This is a genomic window from Peribacillus sp. TE19612 (assembly GCF_056279465.1).
In genome coordinates, this window is the sequence record NZ_JBWCCL010000001.1 from 527716 (window position 1) to 548129 (window position 20414).

The window sequence follows — 20414 nt, forward strand, 5'->3', positions numbered from 1 at the left end:
AATGATTAAACTTGCAAGTTTGAAGATATTTCGGTATTATAACTATACAAGCTGCGTTGTTCGTAATGATAATTAAGTTTTAACCTTTAAGCTGTAATAGGGAGTTTTATATTGAAACAGGAATGTTATGCCTCGTCACTGACTTGGACAACAGGATTGCTTCTGCAAACACCCACTTTGAGGAGTGGTGGTTTAAAACTTTCTTACTTGAATACGGCAATTGCGGCTTACTACTTTTATAATTAGAAACCAGTCCGATAAGGGACTGGTTTTTTGTTGTTTTATGGTTTGGAACGTTGAAGATCGGTATAAAAAAAGATGATATCCAGAAATTGCGAATACCATGTTAGTAACCGGGTTATGTGAAGGCTTCAAGAATTATGAATAATATGTGAAAGTTTTTATTGAAATATCAGATAATTAGCATTTATAATAACAATTAGATAACTCGGTTCACTATTTGTATAAAAATATGTGAGTCGAATATTTTTTGAATGATTACGTAAGCGCTATCATTTGGATGGAATTATTGCAGTCACCTAGAGAGGAGAAAGATTTTATGGCTAAAATTAATACGACCGAGGTAATTAGCAACAGTAAATTTAACCGCTTTCATTTAGGATTGCTGGCATGGTGTTTTATCATTATCCTTTTTGACGGCTATGACCTTGTCGTTTACGGAACAGTCGTCCCGTTATTGACAGAGGAATGGAACCTTACTTCCGTGGAAGCTGGGGCTATGGGCAGCTACGGTCTATTTGGAATGTTGTTCGGGGCCATCTTCTTTGGTACATTAGCAGATCGGATTGGCAGGAAAAACGTAATCGCGATTACACTTATTTTATTTAGTTTATTTACGCTTTTATGTGGATTTGCGGATACGCCTACGATGTTTTCGACTTTCCGATTCCTGGCGGGATTAGGGCTTGGGGGCATCATGCCGAACGTCATTGCCTTATTGACGGATTATGCACCGAAAACGATGCGGAGCATGGTCGTTTCAATCGTTTTGTGCGGTTACTCATTCGGAGGGATGCTTGCGCCGATACTGGGCATCCTGGTTATGCCGACACTAGGTTGGGAATCAATATTCTGGTTTGCCGGAATACCATTGTTGTTTTTACCCTTCATGATGAAACGTTTACCAGAGGCTTCGACCCATCTGATCAGAATCAACAAAAAGCAAGAACTGATCAGAATATTATCCAAGGTAAGTCCGGAAAGTAAATTCGACATCAAGGACGAACTTGTGGAAGTAAAAAAAACAGAAGCCAATATGCCGATTGTTGGATTGTTTAAGGATTCCCGTACTCTTAGCACATTGATGTTCTGGATCGCCTTTTTCATGTGCTTATTGATGGTATATGGATTGAATACATGGCTTCCAAAGCTAATGATCGAGGCAGGGTATGCGTTGAATTCAAGCTTAGGTTTCTTGATCGTCCTTCAAGGCGGCGCTATCGTAGGCACGCTTATCATCGCTAAACTTTGTGATCGTTATGGTTCCAAGAAAATGCTTGTGCCGATGTATGCGCTTGGTGCTGTAAGTTTGACGCTGTTGGGAATGGGCGGAAGCTCATTTGTGATTTACACATTGGTAGCGATTGCAGGGGCTTGTACCATTGGTGCCCAAAACCTTGTACAAGCCTATGTTTCCCAGTACTATCCGCCAAATATTAGATCGACTGCACTAGGGGTGGCATCTGGTATCGGAAGGATTGGCGGTATGCTCGGGCCCATACTCGGAGGATTTTTATTATCCATCTCGCTACCCATCCAATTGAATTTCATTGCCTTCGCCATTCCGGGTCTCATTGCTGCGGTTGCCTTATCATTCGTTCCAGTGAAAATGGCTTATTATAAACATGATCATTCGGAACCAACTGAAGAAATGGACGTAGAATCCAATAAAATGAACGTCTTGTGAACTACATGCATGAAATGCACAGTGCTGGGATACCCTCGCTGTCATTTCATGCCTATTTGTTTTTTTAGCCTTTTTTGCCATACTAATGAAATGGCAAATTGACAAGAAATTGCTTAAAGGTTTTCCAGGAATTGTTTGGCGTGACCTACATTTGAGAAAAGTTGCTTAAATGTTCATAATTTCGCAATATGAGTCACTCTTACTATAAAGAATAAATGGTAGAATGATGGTACGGATAATTAATTCTCCCTTGAAGTGGAGCGAACTAGAAATTAATCTCATCTTTTGTGAGGAGTCAATACTTTGAAAATTTTAAAACATGTAATTTTTTGGTTATGCATTATAGGGACATTATTCTCTATGATTTATTTCTTTGTAGCGGACATTCCGTTATATGTTAAATTGTTAGGCGGAGCCATCATCCTTTATCTTGGTTATGATCTAATAACAGAATCAAGGAAAAGAAAGCGTAAAGAAGCCTTGGAAGCTTAATCCTTATACACATTAAAAGCCCTCTTTGATAAGAGGGTTTTTTTGTTGATTAATATGGCTAATCAACTTTGTTTATTGACAATATTTCTAAAAAACTAGGTTAATATTTAGTGGACTTAGTTCTATATATGTAGAATTTGTATTTTTAACTACAATAGAAGTTGTCATTATATGTTAGCTCGGCCAAAAAAATATAGACATCCTTAAGACTACGTCAATAGGAAAAGCAGAAAGAGGGGAAGGAAATGCGCACAATCCAAGTGTCTGAAATGATTGATGCAAAAATTTAACCGTTTTTATTTACAGATTTTATTATGTTGTATCTTTATCATCATTTGTGACGGATATGATATGTTCATGCTTGGGACGATTCTGCCATCTTTGATGGCGGAGTGGAGGATAACTGCTGTAGAGGTTGTTCAGCGGACAAGCACTAGGGGGAGTTGTCGCTTCATTGGGGGCGATGTACCTGATTCCGAACTTTGGTTGGCGGGCAGTGGTTTGGCTTGGTGCACTCCCATTAATTTTCATGCCCATACTATATAAATTGCTGCCTGAGTCAATAAATTATTTCATGACAAAAAATAAGAAAAGCAAATTGGTGAGCGTTCTGAATCAAGTGAAGGTAGACGGGCAATACACCATTAATGATCATTATGTCCTTCAGGAGCAACTCAAAAGTGAAATGAAAGGGAATCCAGTTAAGCAGTTGTTCAAAAATGGCAGGACTTTGAGCACCCTCATGTTCTGGATTTCATTTTTATGTGTTTGTTCGTAATGTATGGTTTGAGTACATAGCTGCCAAAAATCATGGGAGGGGCAGGGTATGAATTAGGTTCAAGCCTGACATTCTTAGTCTTATTGAACCTTGGAGCAGTTTTTGGGGCGATCGTTGGAGGGAAGCTTGCAGACAGATATGGTTCCAAGAGGATTCTGGTTACTTTCTTGGTCATAGGATTCATTACCTCACGATGCTGAGCTTCAAGCCAAGCATGGTCATGCTGTATATACTGATTGCCATTGCAGGAGGTACGACAACAGGTACACAAATCGTAACGAATGCATATGTATCCCAGTATTATCCGAATGAAATCCGTTCTTCAGGTGTCGGCTGGGCATTGGGATCGGCAGAAATGGCGGAATATTCGCTCCTACTTTCTGTGGGGTCCTGCTGGATATGAAGTTGTCATTGCAAGTCAATTTTTTAGCTTTTGCCATACCATGCATCATTGCAGCAATGGCGATTTGGTTCATACAGGATAACTTCAGCAATTTGACGGCAAACAGGCAGGAAAAGAAATTGATATGATGTACACCCAAGCTGGATCACTGTATGGAAATATTCAAATGAAAATCGGTCAAAACAACAAATGGAGATCGTGGTAAAAAAATCAAAGGGCCTTATGCCCTTTAATTTTTTTACTGTCTAGGGCCCCATATAATGACTGAAACACCGACCAAACAGATTACAGCTCCAATCCAGTCATATAAATCAGGGGTTTTCTTATCGATGCCCCACCCCCATAAAACAGAAAGAACAATGAAAACCCCGCCATATGCAGCATATACACGGCCAAAGGTAGGGAACGTTTGGAAAGTTGCAATGATGCCGTATAACACCAACCCGAAACCTCCGGCTAAGCCTAGATAAATGGATTTACCTTCTCTTAACCAAAGCCAAATAAGATAACCGCCGCCAATTTCCGCCAGACCAGCCATAAGGAAAATTACAATAGTAACTAACATATATGTATACCTCGCTTCCTCGTTGAATTTTATCATAGATGAATTGTAAATGATCATCCTATAAAGTGCTGTTATTGAAATTAACTGGGCATCCCCGTTAAGATGAATATGATTCTTCATAAAAGAGATATTGTTATCATGTTGTTTGTGCTGATTTGGTGTCCATCTATCTGTTGTGTTCGATGGGGTTAACATTGCTGGCGCCAAGCTTGATGCTGAACTTGATCAACACAGCTATTATGGTTTTGGGCAATTCCTGCCTGGATTATTATCGATTTTCTTTTTCCGCTCCATAAGACCTGCAGGTATTGCAGCCGGCCTCATTACAGGGGATCTGTTCGCCATAGGTATGCATCCAGCTCAGATGAATTTCTTGAATATTAATATTGGTTTAATCGCTTTATTGATAAACTTCACAGTTGCTTATGCCATCAGTATGTATTTGAAAAGAAAACAGAAAATTCTGACATCCTTTGAAGAACCAATTGCCTACAATAGTATTGAATTAGAAGAAACCTATCCAAAAAACTCTGTCATTGTCGATTAATATTACTTACGATTTATGCATTCGGATTTAATTCGACCATACATTATTGTAATAGGCTCTAATTCGTTAAATATCCAGAAAAAGACCAGTTTTTTACCTCTAACTTGGGTTGCAATACAGATGCAAAGGGTACTATACCTAAATAGGAATATAGTAATCTAGTTGAGGAGTTGCAGCCATGAAATCCCGATCATTTGCATACATGTTAGCGTTATTTCATTCAAGTATTGTCGGCCTATCTTTCTTATTCACGAAAATGGCGATTGCTGAATCGAATCCGCTTGATACTTTGGCGTTCCGGTTCACGATTTCTTTCGCCATCATTTTGTTCCTGGTCGCCGTAAAAGTCATTAAGGTGAACTATTCTTGGGAGTCGATTAAAAATCTTGTACCTCTATCTCTATTATTCCCAACTCTTTTCTTTGCCTTTCAAACTTTCGGACTTAAGTATTCGCAATCCACCGATGCTGGAATTCTTTCTGCCGTCACTCCAATTCTAACATTGATGATAGCTGGATACTTCCTTAAGGAAAAAACATCTTTATATCAAAAACTTTCGATTGTCTTGTCGGTAGTTGGGGTCATTTTCATTTTTGTGATGAAAGGGAGCACCATCAATTTTTCCGACATGCTTGGGATGGTGTTGATCCTGCTATCCTGTATTGCAACGGCTTGTTATACAACGATGACCCGTTCACTTGCCAAGGACCATACACCAGGTGAAATGTCCTTTTTCATGATGGGAACAGGCTTTGTCATTTTTAATGCAGCTGCACTCGTTACCCATTTAAAACAAGGTACGATGCCGGAATTCTTTACACCATGGTCGAGCATGGAATTCATCAGTTCCATTTTGTATTTGGGAATATTGGCTTCATTGGTCACTTCATTATTATCCAATACGATTTTATCAAAAATAAAAGCGTCCCAAATGAGTGTGTTTGCCAATCTTTCCACTGTTGTCACGATTGCAGCAGGAGCTCTCATTCTAAAAGAAAAGCTTACGATCTATGATATATTGGGTTCGATACTAATCATTTTAGGTGTAATAGGCACGAATTATTTTGGAGTGAAGAGAGAGCATTCAATAAAAGTGAATCTTGAGTATAATGAAGGGAAGTGTAAATGAATGAAAAAGGTCCTTCCAAATAGGAATGGACCTTTTTCATTTCCACCATCTTGTTTGAGGGAAATCCGTTGAACCAAGCACTACCGGTTCGCCTATTTGAGGTGTGCAGACCTGGACACCCAGGTCATTGGCTGCTTTTGTTACCCGTTCTATCGGATCTGTCCAGTCATGAAAAGACAATGTGAAACCTGCCCAATGAATGGGAATCATCCGTTTTCCTTTTACATCGATGTGTGCTTGAACAGTTTCTTCCGGAATCATATGGATGGTTGACCAACGTTCATCATATTGGCCGCATTCCATTAAGGTTAAATCAAAAGGACCGTATTTTTCGCCGATTTCTTTAAAATGGCTGCCATAACCACTATCGCCGCTGAAATATACCTTTTCTTGTTTTCCTTTAATTATCCAAGAACACCAAAGTGTCGTATTGCCATCGCCTAAACTTCTACCAGAAAAATGCCTTGCAGGCGTACAAATAAATTGCAAGTCCTTGAATGAAGCTTCATCCCACCAATTATGTTCCTGAATCAGTTCTTGTTTAACGCCCCATCTTTCTAAATGTCCACCGACACCGAGTGGGACAATGAACTGACTGACCTTATCTTTTAACTTCTTTATCGAGAAATAATCCAAATGATCGTAGTGATCATGTGAGAGCAGGACGGCATCGATAGGAGGAAGAGTATCGATATCAATAGGCAGCTCCCCGCTAAAGCGCTTGTTCCCGAACCATGGAAAGGGAGTGGGTGCTTTGCCAAACATGGGATCCACTAAAATGGTTTTCCCATCTAACTCCAACATGAATGCAGAATGACCAAACCAGGTGATTTTATTGGAATTCTTAGAAGCGGGTTCTTTTGTTCCAATTACAATAGGACTGTCGGGCTTCCTCTTTGGATTAGGTTTTAGGAAATCACGTAAAATGGAACCAGTATGTTTAAGACTCATCGCTTGACTGGCAGGAATCTGATTTTGGAATTTCCCTTTGGCAAAATTCTCTTTAGTAGTGAAACTTCTTACTTTTTCTTTGTTAGTCCGTCTTCCAAGCGGAGGATAGAGGTTAAGGAAAAGTAACAAGAGTATAAAAGTAGAAATGAGGATCTTAATAATTTTCATCATGATAGCTTCCTCCAATAGTAATCATCGCTTTTATTAATACCTATCATATCACAGAATTTATACGGTTATTTACTATGATGTCCCACAAGATAAATGATAAAGATATGATTCATAAACTGTAAATCACATTGGGTGGAGAGTTTTTTCTTATGGCAAATGTTTAAGTTTCACCCGTCTCAGGCAGGGAATAGAGGTATATATAATGAATAATATAGAGGACGGGATAAGGAATGTAGCAGCTGAAGGGTAGGGTGATAAATCGATTGTTAATGTTTTTCAGAGTCTTTGTATGGGTAGTATTTATTGCTTTATTAGCCTATGTCATTCTTTCTTGGAAATATAAAGACAAGGTTAGTAAAAGGATTGAAGCGATTCGAAAAACCTGGTATATCATTTTTATACTGGGAGCACTGATTTATTGGAATTTCTATCCGATGAGCATTTTTAATGAGTGGAAAAATTTCTTGATCATGGCTATCGTATTCATCCTGATTGATATGTTTGTGTTCTTGAGCATGTATATATCGAAGATTGGCGATAACGAGCTATCCTATGCAACAAAAGCCGTTGCGGAAAGTGATAAACTATTAACGGATAATAGGGAAAAGGTCAAGAATATGTTTCATCTCCTAAAGAAAGAAGGAATACCTGAGTATTATCAAACGAATAAGGAATACTTGGCTTATTTGAGCATTCTCCTTCAAGCATATGCAGCAAAGGAAGGGATGAACGTGAAAATCCTTCCTTTCAAAACCGAACAGGACAAGCAGTCGGTGATAAATGGGCTTCCGAACTTGAATGGCAGTACCATTCGTGCTACATTGGAAAGAGAAGATACGTATTATAATGATGAAGAAAAAATGGCTTTGCAGCCTGTTAGTATTTTGATGGAACCCTATATCCTAGACGTTAAATCAGAAAGCTTCGTTTCAGAAGTCGATTGTTTATTGATAGCATTATTAATCATGATGTTCGATATGGTCATAAAACAAAAACCAGGTGGTGAAGGATAAATGAGCATTTATGATAAAGCAGGCGACGACGTGTCAGTTACCGTAATCAAACCACAGGTTAAAATACCCGATGTAGGTTTAAGTCCCCACACTAAAAAAGTGATGAAACAGAACGAACGCATTATCCTGAAACAAAAAGAAAAAGCTGCACGCTTCAGCCGGTTAAAAAATGTTTTATAAGAAGGAAGGGGTTTTTCCTTTCCTTATGATATTTAATGGTTAACCCGCATATACTATTCATAATCAAAGAATAGGAAGGGTCTTTCAGAATATGAACAAAAAGCCCGAGAGAGTTAACATCCCGGTCCCCTCCGCTTCACCATCCGAGAAACGGATACATAAGGCAAATGCCGACCTGCTTAAGCTTTTGCAAAGGCTGAAAGCGAAACGTTGGATTTTTTTAAGGTGAAAGAAAGCCAGTCTCCTAAGGAGACTGGTTTTTTTTATTTTTTACATGATCACTCAGGGTGGAAGTATTGAATATTTTTCCGTCCAGACTCTTTGGCCATATACATGGAACGGTCCGCTTCTTTCAAAAGTGAGTCCATTTCCGTCCCATGATGAGGATAAAAGCTAATCCCTATGCTAGCTGATACAAAATGATCATTTCCATTAATGGTAATGGGCATGGCGGATAAACTGTTCAATAATAATTCAGCGTTTTGCTGAGTGCTTTTCATTAAATCCTCACAATGCGAAGGATTTAATAATACAATGAATTCATCACCACCGATTCGAGCCACCTGACTGCCTTCGGGGACGGTTTGCAAAAAACATTCTGCAGCCTTTTTAATGACGTCGTCACCAGTAACATGTCCAAAGGAATCATTGAAAAATTTAAAATGGTCAAGATCGATGTAAAGAAGGGCCATTTCATCGTTCGTTTTATCTTGATGATAATCAAAATAATTATAAATGAAGTTCCGATTATAAAGGCCTGATAAAGGATCCCTGATAATCCCCTTTTCAAGATTGATGGCATGACTAATCAAAGCTGCCATAGACTTAATGAGGGTTAGGTCATATTCTTTAAAAACATGAGGATTAATGTCGAATGCACATAATGTCCCAATGATTTCATCCTCATTCATTAGGGGAGCTCCCATAAAACACCCATTCCCGATAAACCTCGTTGCAGGGTGTCCACTAGTCAATTCATGTTTCCCCAAATTCGGGATAACGAGTGGTTCCAAGCCATTCTCAACAACTAATTTACTATAAGCCATATTATAAGGAAGGATGTCACCTTCACAAATCAACTTTGCATTTCTATTGAAGGACTTGATCATGAAACTCTGGATGGGAGTCACTATAGAAAGGAAAAATGTATTGACCTCAATGGTTTGAGCTAATAGTGCTAATACTTCTTTAGCGATGGAATCAAAATTTTTATAATAGTTGATATCTTGCTGAATCATTCTCAGGCTCCTTTTTTGTCTATATTCTTTTTAGGTTTTCTGGTGATATTTCTTATATTCAAAGCAAAGAAACAAAAGCGTAATCTGAATATCGTGACAGTTGCCCAGATTTCCTCTAAACTCAATTAAGGGGTTGGAATTGTATTATGGATGAATCATGTATCAAGAAAGTTGAAAAATGGACCTTTACTTTATTTTCGGCTTTTTTTTATTATCATTAAATTTGCCTGATTACAAAACGATTCTGGCCAAGGCTGGGTATCTCTTCATAATCCATAAATTCTGATCAGTATTTATAGCATTATACTGTAAATGAAATGGTTAGAGTAACTTTAATGTGCATATTTGGCATATTTATGATATTTACTTAGAGAGTAAAGCAACCTGGCATTTTTGCATCCTCTCATGTTAACGGAGCTCATGAATTTAAATGATAAAACGAATGTACCAAGCTCATTTTAAACAAAAATTTGGGGAGGATAAAAGGAAGTAATAAAGTACATATTGGATAATTCAAAAGGGGATCACTATGGGAAAATTAGAAAGTATATATCCTATTGCTATAGAGAATACAAAAGAAAAAATCATCCAGGATATTGATTTTTATTTAGAGAATCAAGAGACAATGCCTTCTTATTCTGCATATATTTCAGACAGGACGACTTTTATTGAGCAAATTTGGATTAATGTTTGGATAAATAAAGCATCAAATGATGTGCCTAGAAAGGAAAAAAAGGCTTTTTTAAGCGAAAGGGGATTTGTAACGGAAGGTTCAGATCATAAGCTGATCAATAGTATGTTCCGGAACGAATTAAAGAAGTATCGCCCATTTGATGGCTTAACGTGGATAAAAAAAACCTTTGCCGACAATCAAGAGGATTGGGAGAAGAGATATAAAAATGCAAGGGAGAAATTCTTTAGGCGACAAGAAGAACAGCGGCTTGCCAAGCAGCGTTGGAAAATACGCGCAAGGCTGCAAGAAGAGGCCAATTCATTTTTCGAAAATAACTCACTTCTTTTATATTTACATGTCAGGTATTATATTGCCGGTATTTTGGCAAAAGATTTTAAGAATAAGCCGAAATTCCAATATGTCGATCCGTACTTGCTTGAAGAACAATTGGTTGAAGAGGGCGGCTTTCAAGCTGCCGAATACCTAATGGTCACTGACTTTTTCGAAGAGCTGACAGGCGATATCCACTCGTTAATCGGTTGGGGCCGGAACCGTTATGAATATGAAAATTACTACTACAGGTATGAAAGGTTAGTTTCGGATTTCATAATGAAATTAGCCCCTGACAAATACTTGAACCATCTATCTGCCGCACTGCATCATGATTTTTTGGAGTCATATGGGGAAAGGCTGACGGTTGATGCCCTTCAAGGTATACTAAGCGATGAATTGGCCGAGTTGTCTCAGTCCTGTTTTGATGAGCTTCAGGAAGAATACCTTTCTGATTTACTGAAGCTTGAAGGAATTCCTTTTAATGAAATATTGCACGAAGAAATATTTGAAAAAGACGTGGAGAACAGAGAAAGAAGAAAAGCTGAAGTATTGGCAGAAGAAGCCAGGAAGCGGGCAGAAGAGCAAAGGATGATCGATGACATCATCGGTAAGGCCTATACTCCATCATTAGGAAAAAAAGTTAGATATGTTTTGCATATCGGTGAGACCAATACAGGGAAGACGCATAAGGCCCTGGAAAAAATGAAACAAGCGGAAAGCGGTATGTACCTGGCTCCACTTAGACTGCTTGCACTTGAAGTGTTTGATAAATTAAATGCGGATGGTGTACCTTGCTCATTAAAAACCGGTGAAGAAGAAAAGGCTATTGAGGGTGCTAAACATGTCTCCAGTACCGTTGAAATGTTTCATGAAAAAGACTACCATGAAGTAATCGTAATAGATGAAGCCCAAATGATTGCCGATAAAGATCGAGGCTTTTCTTGGTTTAGGGCAATTACGCAAGCTAATGCGAAAGAAGTACACATAATCGGGAGCAATAATATCAAAAAGATGCTTCTGAACCTTCTGAATGAAGCCGACTTAGAACTTCACGAATACAGACGGGAAATACCGCTTGAGGTGGAACAAAGGGAGTTTGGACTGAAGTATACCAAAAAAGGGGATGCCCTCATTTGTTTTTCTAGAAGGCAGGTACTGGAAACAGCATCCCGGCTTAAAGAGAGTGGACATAATGTCAGCATGATATACGGCAGTATGCCTCCTGAAAATAGAAAACGGCAAATAGAATTATTCAATCGCGGTGAAACCTCAGTTGTCGTTGCCACCGATGCGATTGGAATGGGATTGAATTTGCCAATACGCCGCATCGTCTTTCTTGAAAATGAAAAATTCGACGGGACACGAAGAAGAAGATTGACTTCTCAAGAAATCAAGCAAATCGCAGGCCGAGCGGGTAGAAAAGGGATTTATGACACGGGGAAGGTTGCATTTACAGCAGAAATCAAAATCATGAATAAGTTGCTGGAACAGGTAGATGAGCCAGTTCAAACCTTCACTATAGCCCCAACCTCTGCTGTATTTGAACGTTTTCAAAAATATTACCGAAACCTAGGGACATTTTTCGAAATGTGGGAGAGGTTTGAGCCTCCTAAAGGCACGAAAAAGGCTTCGCTATCGGAAGAAAGGGAGCTTTACGAACTAATACGGGATACAGAAATCGAAGCTCGTTTTTCTTTAATGGATTTATATGGTTTCCTGCACATTCCTTTTTCGGCAAAAGAACCAAGTCTGATCAGACAGTGGCTGGAAACGGTCGAAGCGATTGCCGAGAACAGTGACCTTCCTGAACCGATCATCAAGACAAGAAATCTTGAGGAATTGGAGCTATCTTATAAAGCGATAGGTCTTCATCTATTATTTTTATATCGGATGGGTAAGCGTACGGAAGCTGTTTATTGGGAGCGTATCCGTGAAGAAATCAGTGATGGCGTTCATGATCAGTTAAAAGATGAAATGTTGAATTATCAAAAAAAATGCAAGCGCTGTGGAAAAAGGCTTCCTGATGACTCACGTTTTCAAATATGTGACGCTTGTTATCATAGAGGGATTAGAAAGACGCACAGATTCAATTAAACGAATTCTTTTGATAATAACCCGAATAAATTGCATTCGGGTTATTGGTGTATGCATAAATCATTTAGTCGTTCGTTTCGATTTAGCAATAAGTGCTGCTTGCTGCTTCATTCGTTTATCCGCTTTCTTGTCATGCACCACTAGGATTGCATGAATTAATCCAGGGACATAAAAAAATAGTGTGAGGACCAAATTAAGCACAGCCTGAATGGGTTTACCGGCCAATAATACGGCTAATGGAGGGAAAATAATCGCAATTAAGTAAAGAATGGTGAACACTCTCCAATATAATGATTTTTATCTGACTTCGGTTTGTTTCTCTTAATGGTTACTTTACTATAAATGAGCGGCAATTTGGTTACTGATGTTCCATTTTCCTGATGATTCCTCTTGTAATCGCCTTGATAAATATATGCTCAATAGCCCGATTCATACCTACTGAGCAATCTGGCTCAAAGAAGCAGTCTTTTTACCCCGATATACAGGAGGGACATGGTTAATCATCGTTTTTGCTGCCATCGGTCAATGTGTCGCATTTTTTTGTGTTAGAATAATCAGAATACTAACTGACGAAAGCGGGAGATTTATGAAAAAAAAGATAGGCTGTTTGCATGCACACTATACAAATATAGAATACATAGAAACCGCATTCTCGAAATTCGATATTGAATGGCTTCATTTTGTAGATCCGGGATTAATGCAGCGGGTGTCAACGGATGAAAATTTTAATTATTCGGATGCTCAAAAAAAGGTTAAACAACAGGTCGAATGGATTGCCGAATGTAAAGTGGATGCCATCCTGATAACCTGTACAAACTATATTGCGTTATTAAACGAAGAACAACTATCTTTACCCATGCCCATCATTAAAATCGATGAGCCATATTTTGAGCAAATTTGCCAATTGCAGCAACCGCAAATGATATTATTCACGAACCCTGCCACTGTTGAAGGAACAGTCAAACGTTTAACTGCACATGCTGAAAAATATGGGACTGTGGATTTTGAAGTCATCATTATCGACGATGCCTTTGAATTCATTATGCAGGGATTGGGAGAAAGATATAATCAGGAAATCATGAATTACCTATCCCAGTTTAAAAACGAAAATAGACGGCTGTCTGTAGCTCAACTATCAATGGTCGAAGCGGCAAGGAGATATGAACTTCAGACAGGACAGACAGTTTTAAATCCATTGCATGCATTAGTTGATTCCATGATACATCAACTAGAACTAAGTTCCTTGAGTGGCGTTTGAATCCTAGGATGTATGGTGCCGGATGAACGGAATGATTGTTAAATTCAAAAAATGTCTTTGAGTATGAAAAAAAATCATTCATGATCTGGTTTATCGCAATGCAGGGATTTCAGACGACAAGCTCGAAAAAAAAGCGAGTTTGACTGCCGTTTTTTATTTAAAAAACGCTTCAGTTGATTTCAGAAATCCATCCCCTTTCCGCCTACTGTCTGCCAAGCCACATCAAAGCGGCTGCGTTGTCCTGGCTAGCCAGTAATTCGGCAGTCAGGAGTGTCGCAAAATTTGTTCAATCCAATAAGGATTACAGTAAAAAACATGAAGGATAATCTAGTCTTATTATATATTTTAGGTAAAACCCCGTTTCTACAAACTGAAATCCCTATGCAGGGATTTTTTTTATGCCTTTGTACGGATTTGTTCACGGATGTTTTCAAGTTCTTCAAGGGATAGATCCGTTAGGGAATTTTTAATTTCCTCTTCGACCCGTTTTCGGTCAAGCTCCCTATATTCGCTCCACCAATCCCGCAGCCCTTCGGTGTTTTCGAGAAGATACTCTATATCTATTTCTTCTTGCTCATCATCTGATAAATATCGCATGACCGCACCTAATAATCGATTGAGTTTAGCTGCTTCACTTTCCTTATCAGGTGAAGCGGGGGTATCTTTCACTTCTAAATCATCTTTAGCAGGAACATTCCGAGGTGTCATAATATCCTCCTGTTTTTAGTACTAGTGTGCCTAAAAAGGGCGGTTTTCAATAGCTGTTTTTCGTATTTTTGAAAAATTCTTGGTATATAAATTTCAACAAATACCTCGCTAGAATATATAAAAATATCATCATCCTTTAATTAGTTCAAAAAGTAGTCGGTTGGTAAGGGAAAAGGATAATAAAAGGAATAGCTAATGCTATTCCTTACATCAAGCGACTAATTTTCTGCATTCTTCTGCGCATCTCAAACAAGCCTCGGCACATTTTTGACAATGTTCATGATCGTGTTTTTTGCATTCATTTCCGCAGCTTTCACAAATCTTGACACAAACTTCTGCCAACTCTGAAATAAACGGGGTTCCTCTCCCTATCGCCTGTGCTAAAAAAGAGCAAATATCCGCACATTCCCGATCCAAGCGAATGCATTCCACCATCATGTTTACATGTTCTTCTTTTAAGCATGCGTCGTAACAATGATTACACGCGGTGATACAATCATTTAAAGTTTGGATAACAGATGAATAATTTTCATGTGACATGAACAATCTCCTCCTAATATGGTTTTCCCTTACTATTATCCATTAAACTATCCTTTAAACTTCTATTGGGAAAAGGTAAATGGTTCTTTAAAACTGATCGGACAAGTAATGGACTATAGGGAATGAATGAAAGGGACAATGCATAAATTTAAATGAAAGGAGTGGATATATGAAAATGTTCATTAAATTAAGTGTTGCCAGTGTCTCCGGAGCCGTCGTGTATTTGATATATAATGTCAACCAGACGCTGCGTAAAGGAATGGGAACGCTGGAAGAAACAAATAAGACACTGGAAGAGGTAAGAAATGCTGTACATGGATTGACGCAAGAGTCCAAACAACTGATCCACTCTGCCAATCAAATCACAGCGGATGTAAAAGGGAAGATGGAAAATGTAGATCCATTGCTGGAATCCGCTCAAGATGTAGGGGAAATGATTCATAATGTAACCAATTCCATGAAAGAAGCCAGTTTGGAAGGCCGACCCAAGGATTTATCCACACCGTCAGCTCCTTCAACTCGAACTAAAGGTGGGGGGGTTCAAATAAAACTCAAATAGAATCATCATTTATCTTTAAAAACAGGCACCCCGGGATTCACTAACCTATTAAAATAATCGTTTCTACTATTTAATTCAGAGGGGGAGCTTTATCTTGATTATTCAATATAGTATGGCTGCAATCGCTTTAGCCTTCATTTGGTTGGTCGTATTTTTAATAAGTACACTTCAAAAGGGAATGGTCACGATAGGGGAAGCCAATCAAACATTGGCTGAGGTGCGAAATGCCATCCACGATTTGTCCGGCGAATCGAAACAACTATTGCAAACTGCAAATGAAATCACCGACGATGTAAAAACTAAAATGAAAACGGTTGAACCATTATTGGATTCTGCACAGGATGTTGGTGAAGCGATACATTCAGTTACAAACTCTGTTAAAAAAGCCACAAACGGCTTCCGTACAGAGTTTTCCCCGAAAAAAATCAATGCGATCAAACCCAAAAGCCAAATTAGATAAAAAAGAAAAAAATAAAAATGAAAGACACTGCCCGGTTTTGGAGTGTCTTTTTTGATGGTATGTATAATGGCCGTACTCTTATGCCTCATATGGATATCGCCAGTGGTTTATATCTATAAGACCCATTTCTCTCATACAGATCTCTTAACACACTGTATGAGAATATGGAACAAACATAAATTTTGTATGGATTGTAGGACAAGAAATTATTTTTCTGTCTTGTCACCTGTAGAATGACCGGATGTTTTTGAATCACTGGAATGCTTGACGCCTTTACTAACATATGGTTTGGCGCTTTTTTTCTTGTTGGCACTTGTTTTCCAACGATTCCAGCCCTTCTTGCCCGTTCCAGTGCCCGTACCTTTACCTGTTCCGCTCTTAGCCTTAGCTTTACTCATGAAATCACTCCATTACTATTGTATGGTTAGTTTAAACCATTTTACTTGATTATTACCCAAGTATGTTGAAATATACAGTAACGAAGGGGATATGTACAGGGAAAGGCTCAATATTTTTAATCTAAATCTTTATAAACCAATAACAGCAAGGTTTTTGCCGTGCGGAACTTGCTTTTGGCTTCACTTTATCGATATCGATCTTGATTTCGTCAGTAAGATGCTTATGCCGATTTTTTTGCAAATGGTCAAGTAGTGCATGAAGGTTAATAATACCGCACCAGTGTTCATTCCTAAAATGATTCCTCCCATATTAAGAGAAGCCTGAGACCCTAGGATATACATCATTAAAAAGGCAACAATATGGGACCATACCGTATGGATGAAAGCATCTTTCACTAAACCCAGGCCGATGAGATAGGCTTGCATGGGAATGACAAAAAAATGAAAAAGGAAGTAAGGACATAATAATTTTAAATAGTATGCGGCAGATGTTGAAGAAAAAAAGAGGGAGGTCAAAGGTTCCGCAAAGAAATAAATGAAAATCACGGCCGGAACTCCATACAATACGGTGAAAGACATCGATTTTTGCAATAAAACCCTCAATTTTTCTTTATCCTGCCTTTTGTAAGCATTCGAAACATTCGGAATGAGCATGATCATTAAGGAATGCGCGATAAAGGCTGGAAAGAAGCCGATCGTCATTGCAACTCCAGTAAGCATCCCAAAATGCTCTGTAGCCACTACCGCACCGAATCCTGCCGAGAGAAGGGCAGTGTGGATCAAAAAAGGTTGGATGGCATTTGTTATCGCATGAAAGATCCTTAACCCCATGGTGGGCAGAGAAACCGCCAATAACTTTTGCCGTGCATGTTTACCGGTTGTCCGTGAGTTCGTACCGCGCCTCATGATCCGCATTTGAAGAATCAAAAGGTTGATCAAGTAAAGAAAAACGAGGAACTCACTGCCAATCAAAACAAAAAAGGCCATCAATAATGACTTTTCCTGGTTAAAATGAAATAAGTTAAAGATGAGGAAAAGCAAGCCGAATTGAATGATATCTTTTAAAAAGTTGGAAAAGGCGATCTTCCCCATTTGCTGGACACCCATGAAATAGCCTCTTGCAATCGACGAAAAGGCAACTATTGGGATCGATGTGATGAGCAGCCATTTAATATAGGGATGGTATTTGTCCATTATGGATGAGAAGGAAAGTATGAAAGGCATGACTACACACATTACCAATACGACGACTGCAGCCATCTTAAGTGCATGAATGATAAGATTATAATGCATGGCCTGTTTATTTTCCGCAACGAATTTCGAGATGGAAATATGTAATTCAAGGCTGGCGATCACATATATCAAAAAGAAAATTGGCAATATGGACATATAAAGCCCCATGCCCTCTTCGTGTAATTCTCTGGCTAGGAGCATGTTCACTAAAAATTCGATACATTCACCAAAAAACGCTGCGACAATCAAGATGAGCGTTCCTTTATAAAAAGATTTCATGTTGGTCCACTCCTAACAAGGTGTTTGTATAAAGATATGAGACATGCCATGGAATATTCATGAGGAACTGCAGATCACGGCGATACAAAATGCGATTATGCCTATGGCAATCCTTATTAATCGCTGTTGAAAGATAAAAAATTAAATCAGGGTAAGCTCGGGAAATGGAATGAAATAGATTTGGTTACATTCATTTCTAATGGGCAAATCATTAGTCATGACATTCATCAAAGAGCTTCATTTGGTGATATTCCAAACGAGGGCTTTTTTGTTACCATGGTTCCTTTGGTCGAAAGTGTCAGAAGAACATAAGAATGGGACACGAATTTCGCTTTGAAATTCATGCTATATTTTGCTATCCTTTAGCAGAGGGGATGATCAATATGAAATTCACATCTATTAGTCAATCAAATATAGATGAATTGTGCATTGCGTTTGAAAGTTGTCTTACGAAACATGACATTACATTTAAATATGTGGATATGACGGAAGAGAACGGAATCATATCGTTTATTTTTTGTGATGACCCGGAAAATGCGAGATCGGTCGACATGGAAAGTGAACGCTTCATTGGATTGGACACCGATTACATAGCCAAGGAAATTTTAGAGCCAATCCTGCCTAAATTAAAGGAATTTGCACAATATAAAATCATCGATTAAGATGATTTTTTTGTTTTGATATTTGTTTTTATTGCCCAGATGGAATTGGAAATTTAACTTCCTATTTATATACAGGGGTAGTTAGGGGAACTAAAAAAGCTGGAAAGCGGTTTACCATTGGGTAGCTGGCAGGAATGGTGACTAAATAAAAGAAATACCCTGGGTGTGTAAACATCCAGGGTATTTCTTCTTTGAAAAGCAATCTTGATGGATTGTAAAGATCGCTTTTCACCACTTACTATACTTCGCAGCGTTCTGGATTAAATGACCATTTTTTTACCGGCATTTAATTCAACTTCCTGCTTAGGCGTTTCTATGGTCTTGTTTTTCTTCACTCTAAAGTGATAAACCGCATAACATCCAAGGAAGAATGCTCCCCCGCAATACAGGGCCATTCGCTGCTCAGGAACAAATGCTAAACTGATCATGACGATGCAGTTTGTTACTAAAGCAAGAATGGGGATGAATGGGTATAGCGGAACTTTGAATTTCAGATTTTCTATCTTTCCACCTTGGCGGGTATATGATCTTCTAAAAGCAAGAAGACTAGCAGATATGGCAATCCAGCCAATTTGTGCACCTAATCCTGCAAGGGAGAGAAGAAAGACAAATATTGTGTCTGCAGCTACTACACTAGAAAGTAAAGACAAACCGGCAATCGCCAGGGTGATGAGCAGGGCATTAAGCGGAATTCCTCTCTTATTCACCAAACCGAGCTTCGGACTTGCCATACCTTCCCTTGAAAGGGAGTAGAGCATACGTGTGGCAGCATAAAGGCCGGAGTTCGCCACTGACAATAGTGCTGTAAGAATGATGAAATTCATGATGTCAGCTGCATACGGAACCCCGATGCTATCTAGTACAACAACGAATGGACTTTCTGAGATACCTGCTTTTTCCCTTGGAATCATCGCCGAAAGTACAGTTACCGAAAGAACAAAGAAGAAAAGGGTTCTCCACACCGTTTGTTTGATGGATTTTGGTATGACCTTTTCCGGGTTTTCACTTTCTCCAGCGGCAATTCCGATTAACTCTGTGCCCTGGAAGGAAAAGTTCACTGTAATCATTGTGATTAGCAGGGCCGATATCCCATTAGGGAAAAGACCCTCAGCGAAAAAGTTTGAGAAAAATGGAGTCTCTTGTCCACCTTTCATATCAATCAAACCAAACATAGCAGCACCGCCAACGATGATGAACAGAATGATGGCCAATACTTTTATGCTAGAAAAAACAAATTCCGATTCGCCAAATGCCTTTGCTGATAAGGCGTTTAGTGAAAAGATGAGAAAAGCAAAGATTGCACACCACATCCAAACGGGTGATTCAGGGAACCATCTTTGCATAAGCTGGCCTGCCGCCAGAAACTCCAAGGCAACTGTAACTGCCCAGCCTAACCAGTAGAGCCATCCAATGGCAAACCCGGTGCCAGGACCGATGAACTTTGTCGCATATGTCTGAAACGAACCGGAAACAGGCATCGCAACGGATAGTTCACCTAGACAAAGCATCGTTAAATACATGATGAAGCCGCCGACTATGTAAGAGAGGATAGCGCCGAAAGCTCCTGCTTCATGAATGGTATAGCCCGAACCGATGAAAAAGCCCGTACCAATACATCCCCCTATTGAAATCATAAATAAATGTCTTGCTTTCATGCTCCGTTTTAATTCATTTGGTTGATTTTCTGCTGTTTTCATTGAAAAACTCCTTTACCTGATGGGTGCAAACGGTTTCATTTATGGACGTTATTAGGGAATTTTTGTTTTCACAAGTCTAATAGCTTAGAATCTGATTCTTAGATGATGTCGAATTCCCTCCGAAAG

23 protein-coding genes and 1 other RNA gene are annotated in these 20414 nt (G+C 38.9%); 15 read left to right on the plus strand and 9 right to left on the minus strand.

Features of this window, described 5'->3' with window-relative positions:
- The first annotated feature begins 45 nt into the window (after positions 1 to 45).
- The 6 genes from ssrS (at position 46) to ACZ9AO_RS02580 (ending at position 3728) form a co-directional block, all read left to right on the plus strand.
- Positions 46 to 233, plus strand: a non-coding RNA gene (gene ssrS / locus ACZ9AO_RS02555) — 6S RNA.
- Between the two features lie 326 nt (positions 234 to 559).
- Entirely contained in the window at positions 560 to 1927 is a 1368-nt protein-coding gene (locus tag ACZ9AO_RS02560; protein WP_063593484.1) for an MFS transporter, read from the plus strand.
- A 303-nt stretch (positions 1928 to 2230) separates the two neighbouring features.
- Positions 2231 to 2419, plus strand: coding sequence for a hypothetical protein (locus ACZ9AO_RS02565; protein ID WP_053534951.1), 189 nt, complete (start codon positions 2231 to 2233; stop codon positions 2417 to 2419).
- Between the two features lie 415 nt (positions 2420 to 2834).
- On the plus strand, positions 2835 to 3197 hold the full coding sequence (locus tag ACZ9AO_RS02570) for an MFS transporter (RefSeq protein WP_476108383.1): 363 nt from the start codon (positions 2835 to 2837) through the stop codon (positions 3195 to 3197).
- Between the two features lie 193 nt (positions 3198 to 3390).
- Positions 3391 to 3600, plus strand: a complete 210-nt coding sequence (locus tag ACZ9AO_RS02575) for a hypothetical protein (protein WP_251539442.1) — start codon at positions 3391 to 3393, stop codon at positions 3598 to 3600.
- Positions 3597 to 3728, plus strand: coding sequence for a hypothetical protein (locus ACZ9AO_RS02580; RefSeq protein ID WP_285856415.1), 132 nt, complete (start codon positions 3597 to 3599; stop codon positions 3726 to 3728). The genes ACZ9AO_RS02575 and ACZ9AO_RS02580 overlap by 4 nt, the downstream gene beginning before the upstream one ends.
- Positions 3729 to 3838: 110 nt before the next feature.
- On the opposite strand, the gene ACZ9AO_RS02585 is transcribed toward ACZ9AO_RS02580, so the two are convergent.
- On the minus strand, positions 3839 to 4165 hold the full coding sequence (locus ACZ9AO_RS02585) for a YnfA family protein (RefSeq protein WP_251539444.1): 327 nt from the start codon (positions 4163 to 4165) through the stop codon (positions 3839 to 3841).
- A 175-nt stretch (positions 4166 to 4340) separates the two neighbouring features.
- On the opposite strand from ACZ9AO_RS02585, the gene ACZ9AO_RS02590 reads away from it, so the two are divergent.
- Both ACZ9AO_RS02590 and ACZ9AO_RS02595 read left to right on the plus strand, forming a co-directional pair.
- On the plus strand, positions 4341 to 4712 hold the full coding sequence (locus ACZ9AO_RS02590) for a hypothetical protein (RefSeq protein WP_476108384.1): 372 nt from the start codon (positions 4341 to 4343) through the stop codon (positions 4710 to 4712).
- A gap of 178 nt (positions 4713 to 4890) precedes the next feature.
- On the plus strand, positions 4891 to 5841 hold the full coding sequence (locus ACZ9AO_RS02595; protein WP_251539446.1) for a DMT family transporter: 951 nt from the start codon (positions 4891 to 4893) through the stop codon (positions 5839 to 5841).
- Positions 5842 to 5877: 36 nt separating this feature from the next.
- Here the strand turns inward: ACZ9AO_RS02595 and ACZ9AO_RS02600 are convergent, their stop codons facing one another.
- Positions 5878 to 6963 carry an MBL fold metallo-hydrolase gene (locus tag ACZ9AO_RS02600; RefSeq protein WP_476108385.1) on the minus strand — a complete coding sequence of 362 codons (1086 nt, stop codon included), beginning with the start codon at positions 6961 to 6963 and terminating at the stop codon, positions 5878 to 5880.
- A gap of 269 nt (positions 6964 to 7232) precedes the next feature.
- Between ACZ9AO_RS02600 and ACZ9AO_RS02605 the strand changes: the two genes are divergently transcribed.
- Together ACZ9AO_RS02605 and ACZ9AO_RS02610 are read left to right on the plus strand one after the other, a co-directional pair.
- A complete protein-coding gene (locus ACZ9AO_RS02605) occupies positions 7233 to 7976 on the plus strand; it encodes a type II toxin-antitoxin system SpoIISA family toxin (RefSeq protein ID WP_226990501.1) in 744 nt (247 codons plus the stop codon).
- Positions 7977 to 8156: a hypothetical protein gene (locus ACZ9AO_RS02610; RefSeq protein ID WP_251539447.1), complete on the plus strand. Its 180-nt coding sequence runs from the start codon at positions 7977 to 7979 to the stop codon at positions 8154 to 8156.
- Between the two features lie 278 nt (positions 8157 to 8434).
- Here the strand turns inward: ACZ9AO_RS02610 and ACZ9AO_RS02615 are convergent, their stop codons facing one another.
- Positions 8435 to 9394 (minus strand): sensor domain-containing diguanylate cyclase, encoded by a 960-nt coding sequence (locus ACZ9AO_RS02615; RefSeq protein WP_476108386.1) that lies wholly within the window; start codon positions 9392 to 9394, stop codon positions 8435 to 8437.
- Positions 9395 to 9923: 529 nt separating this feature from the next.
- On the opposite strand from ACZ9AO_RS02615, the gene ACZ9AO_RS02620 reads away from it, so the two are divergent.
- A complete protein-coding gene (locus ACZ9AO_RS02620; protein ID WP_251539452.1) occupies positions 9924 to 12494 on the plus strand; it encodes a helicase-related protein in 2571 nt (856 codons plus the stop codon).
- Positions 12495 to 12554: 60 nt separating this feature from the next.
- On the opposite strand, the gene ACZ9AO_RS02625 is transcribed toward ACZ9AO_RS02620, so the two are convergent.
- A complete protein-coding gene (locus tag ACZ9AO_RS02625; RefSeq protein WP_063594959.1) occupies positions 12555 to 12764 on the minus strand; it encodes a YqaE/Pmp3 family membrane protein in 210 nt (69 codons plus the stop codon).
- A 316-nt stretch (positions 12765 to 13080) separates the two neighbouring features.
- On the opposite strand from ACZ9AO_RS02625, the gene ACZ9AO_RS02630 reads away from it, so the two are divergent.
- On the plus strand, positions 13081 to 13752 hold the full coding sequence (locus ACZ9AO_RS02630) for a hypothetical protein (RefSeq protein ID WP_289349925.1): 672 nt from the start codon (positions 13081 to 13083) through the stop codon (positions 13750 to 13752).
- A 396-nt stretch (positions 13753 to 14148) separates the two neighbouring features.
- Here ACZ9AO_RS02630 and ACZ9AO_RS02635 read toward each other — a convergent pair whose 3' ends face one another.
- Positions 14149 to 14460, minus strand: a complete 312-nt coding sequence (locus tag ACZ9AO_RS02635) for a hypothetical protein (protein WP_034312065.1) — start codon at positions 14458 to 14460, stop codon at positions 14149 to 14151.
- A 210-nt stretch (positions 14461 to 14670) separates the two neighbouring features.
- Positions 14671 to 15000, minus strand: coding sequence for a four-helix bundle copper-binding protein (locus tag ACZ9AO_RS02640; protein ID WP_251539458.1), 330 nt, complete (start codon positions 14998 to 15000; stop codon positions 14671 to 14673).
- A 169-nt stretch (positions 15001 to 15169) separates the two neighbouring features.
- Here ACZ9AO_RS02640 and ACZ9AO_RS02645 point away from each other — a divergent pair, with 169 nt between their 5' ends.
- Complete coding sequence (locus ACZ9AO_RS02645; RefSeq protein WP_251539461.1) at positions 15170 to 15559, plus strand: DUF948 domain-containing protein; 390 nt, start codon at positions 15170 to 15172, stop codon at positions 15557 to 15559.
- Between the two features lie 94 nt (positions 15560 to 15653).
- Entirely contained in the window at positions 15654 to 16019 is a 366-nt protein-coding gene (locus ACZ9AO_RS02650) for a DUF948 domain-containing protein (protein WP_476108387.1), read from the plus strand.
- 206 nt (positions 16020 to 16225) lie between these two features.
- On the opposite strand, the gene ACZ9AO_RS02655 is transcribed toward ACZ9AO_RS02650, so the two are convergent.
- Complete coding sequence (locus ACZ9AO_RS02655; protein WP_034312059.1) at positions 16226 to 16417, minus strand: DUF3934 family protein; 192 nt, start codon at positions 16415 to 16417, stop codon at positions 16226 to 16228.
- A gap of 180 nt (positions 16418 to 16597) precedes the next feature.
- Complete coding sequence (locus tag ACZ9AO_RS02660; RefSeq protein WP_251539462.1) at positions 16598 to 17929, minus strand: oligosaccharide flippase family protein; 1332 nt, start codon at positions 17927 to 17929, stop codon at positions 16598 to 16600.
- Between the two features lie 383 nt (positions 17930 to 18312).
- Here ACZ9AO_RS02660 and ACZ9AO_RS02665 point away from each other — a divergent pair, with 383 nt between their 5' ends.
- Positions 18313 to 18591, plus strand: coding sequence for a hypothetical protein (locus ACZ9AO_RS02665; protein WP_157830982.1), 279 nt, complete (start codon positions 18313 to 18315; stop codon positions 18589 to 18591).
- 260 nt (positions 18592 to 18851) lie between these two features.
- Here the strand turns inward: ACZ9AO_RS02665 and ACZ9AO_RS02670 are convergent, their stop codons facing one another.
- Positions 18852 to 20288 (minus strand): amino acid permease, encoded by a 1437-nt coding sequence (locus tag ACZ9AO_RS02670; protein ID WP_053534968.1) that lies wholly within the window; start codon positions 20286 to 20288, stop codon positions 18852 to 18854.
- Positions 20289 to 20414 lie beyond the last annotated feature (126 nt).

Excerpts from the sequence above, each read along its gene's own strand:
- ACZ9AO_RS02560 (WP_063593484.1), top strand. The coding sequence starts at position 560 with ATGGCTAAAATTAATACGACCGAGGTAATTAGCAACAGTAAATTTAAC.
- ACZ9AO_RS02575 (WP_251539442.1), top strand. The coding sequence starts at position 3,391 with ATGCTGAGCTTCAAGCCAAGCATGGTCATGCTGTATATACTGATTGCC.
- ACZ9AO_RS02580 (WP_285856415.1), top strand. The coding sequence starts at position 3,597 with ATGAAGTTGTCATTGCAAGTCAATTTTTTAGCTTTTGCCATACCATGC.
- ACZ9AO_RS02585 (WP_251539444.1), bottom strand. The coding sequence starts at position 4,165 with ATGTTAGTTACTATTGTAATTTTCCTTATGGCTGGTCTGGCGGAAATT.
- ACZ9AO_RS02595 (WP_251539446.1), top strand. The coding sequence starts at position 4,891 with ATGAAATCCCGATCATTTGCATACATGTTAGCGTTATTTCATTCAAGT.
- ACZ9AO_RS02600 (WP_476108385.1), bottom strand. The coding sequence starts at position 6,963 with ATGATGAAAATTATTAAGATCCTCATTTCTACTTTTATACTCTTGTTA.
- ACZ9AO_RS02605 (WP_226990501.1), top strand. The coding sequence starts at position 7,233 with ATGTTTTTCAGAGTCTTTGTATGGGTAGTATTTATTGCTTTATTAGCC.
- ACZ9AO_RS02610 (WP_251539447.1), top strand. The coding sequence starts at position 7,977 with ATGAGCATTTATGATAAAGCAGGCGACGACGTGTCAGTTACCGTAATC.
- ACZ9AO_RS02615 (WP_476108386.1), bottom strand. The coding sequence starts at position 9,394 with ATGATTCAGCAAGATATCAACTATTATAAAAATTTTGATTCCATCGCT.
- ACZ9AO_RS02620 (WP_251539452.1), top strand. The coding sequence starts at position 9,924 with ATGGGAAAATTAGAAAGTATATATCCTATTGCTATAGAGAATACAAAA.
- ACZ9AO_RS02630 (WP_289349925.1), top strand. The coding sequence starts at position 13,081 with ATGAAAAAAAAGATAGGCTGTTTGCATGCACACTATACAAATATAGAA.
- ACZ9AO_RS02635 (WP_034312065.1), bottom strand. The coding sequence starts at position 14,460 with ATGACACCTCGGAATGTTCCTGCTAAAGATGATTTAGAAGTGAAAGAT.
- ACZ9AO_RS02640 (WP_251539458.1), bottom strand. The coding sequence starts at position 15,000 with ATGTCACATGAAAATTATTCATCTGTTATCCAAACTTTAAATGATTGT.
- ACZ9AO_RS02645 (WP_251539461.1), top strand. The coding sequence starts at position 15,170 with ATGAAAATGTTCATTAAATTAAGTGTTGCCAGTGTCTCCGGAGCCGTC.
- ACZ9AO_RS02655 (WP_034312059.1), bottom strand. The coding sequence starts at position 16,417 with ATGAGTAAAGCTAAGGCTAAGAGCGGAACAGGTAAAGGTACGGGCACT.
- ACZ9AO_RS02660 (WP_251539462.1), bottom strand. The coding sequence starts at position 17,929 with ATGAAATCTTTTTATAAAGGAACGCTCATCTTGATTGTCGCAGCGTTT.
- ACZ9AO_RS02665 (WP_157830982.1), top strand. The coding sequence starts at position 18,313 with ATGAAATTCACATCTATTAGTCAATCAAATATAGATGAATTGTGCATT.
- ACZ9AO_RS02670 (WP_053534968.1), bottom strand. The coding sequence starts at position 20,288 with ATGAAAACAGCAGAAAATCAACCAAATGAATTAAAACGGAGCATGAAA.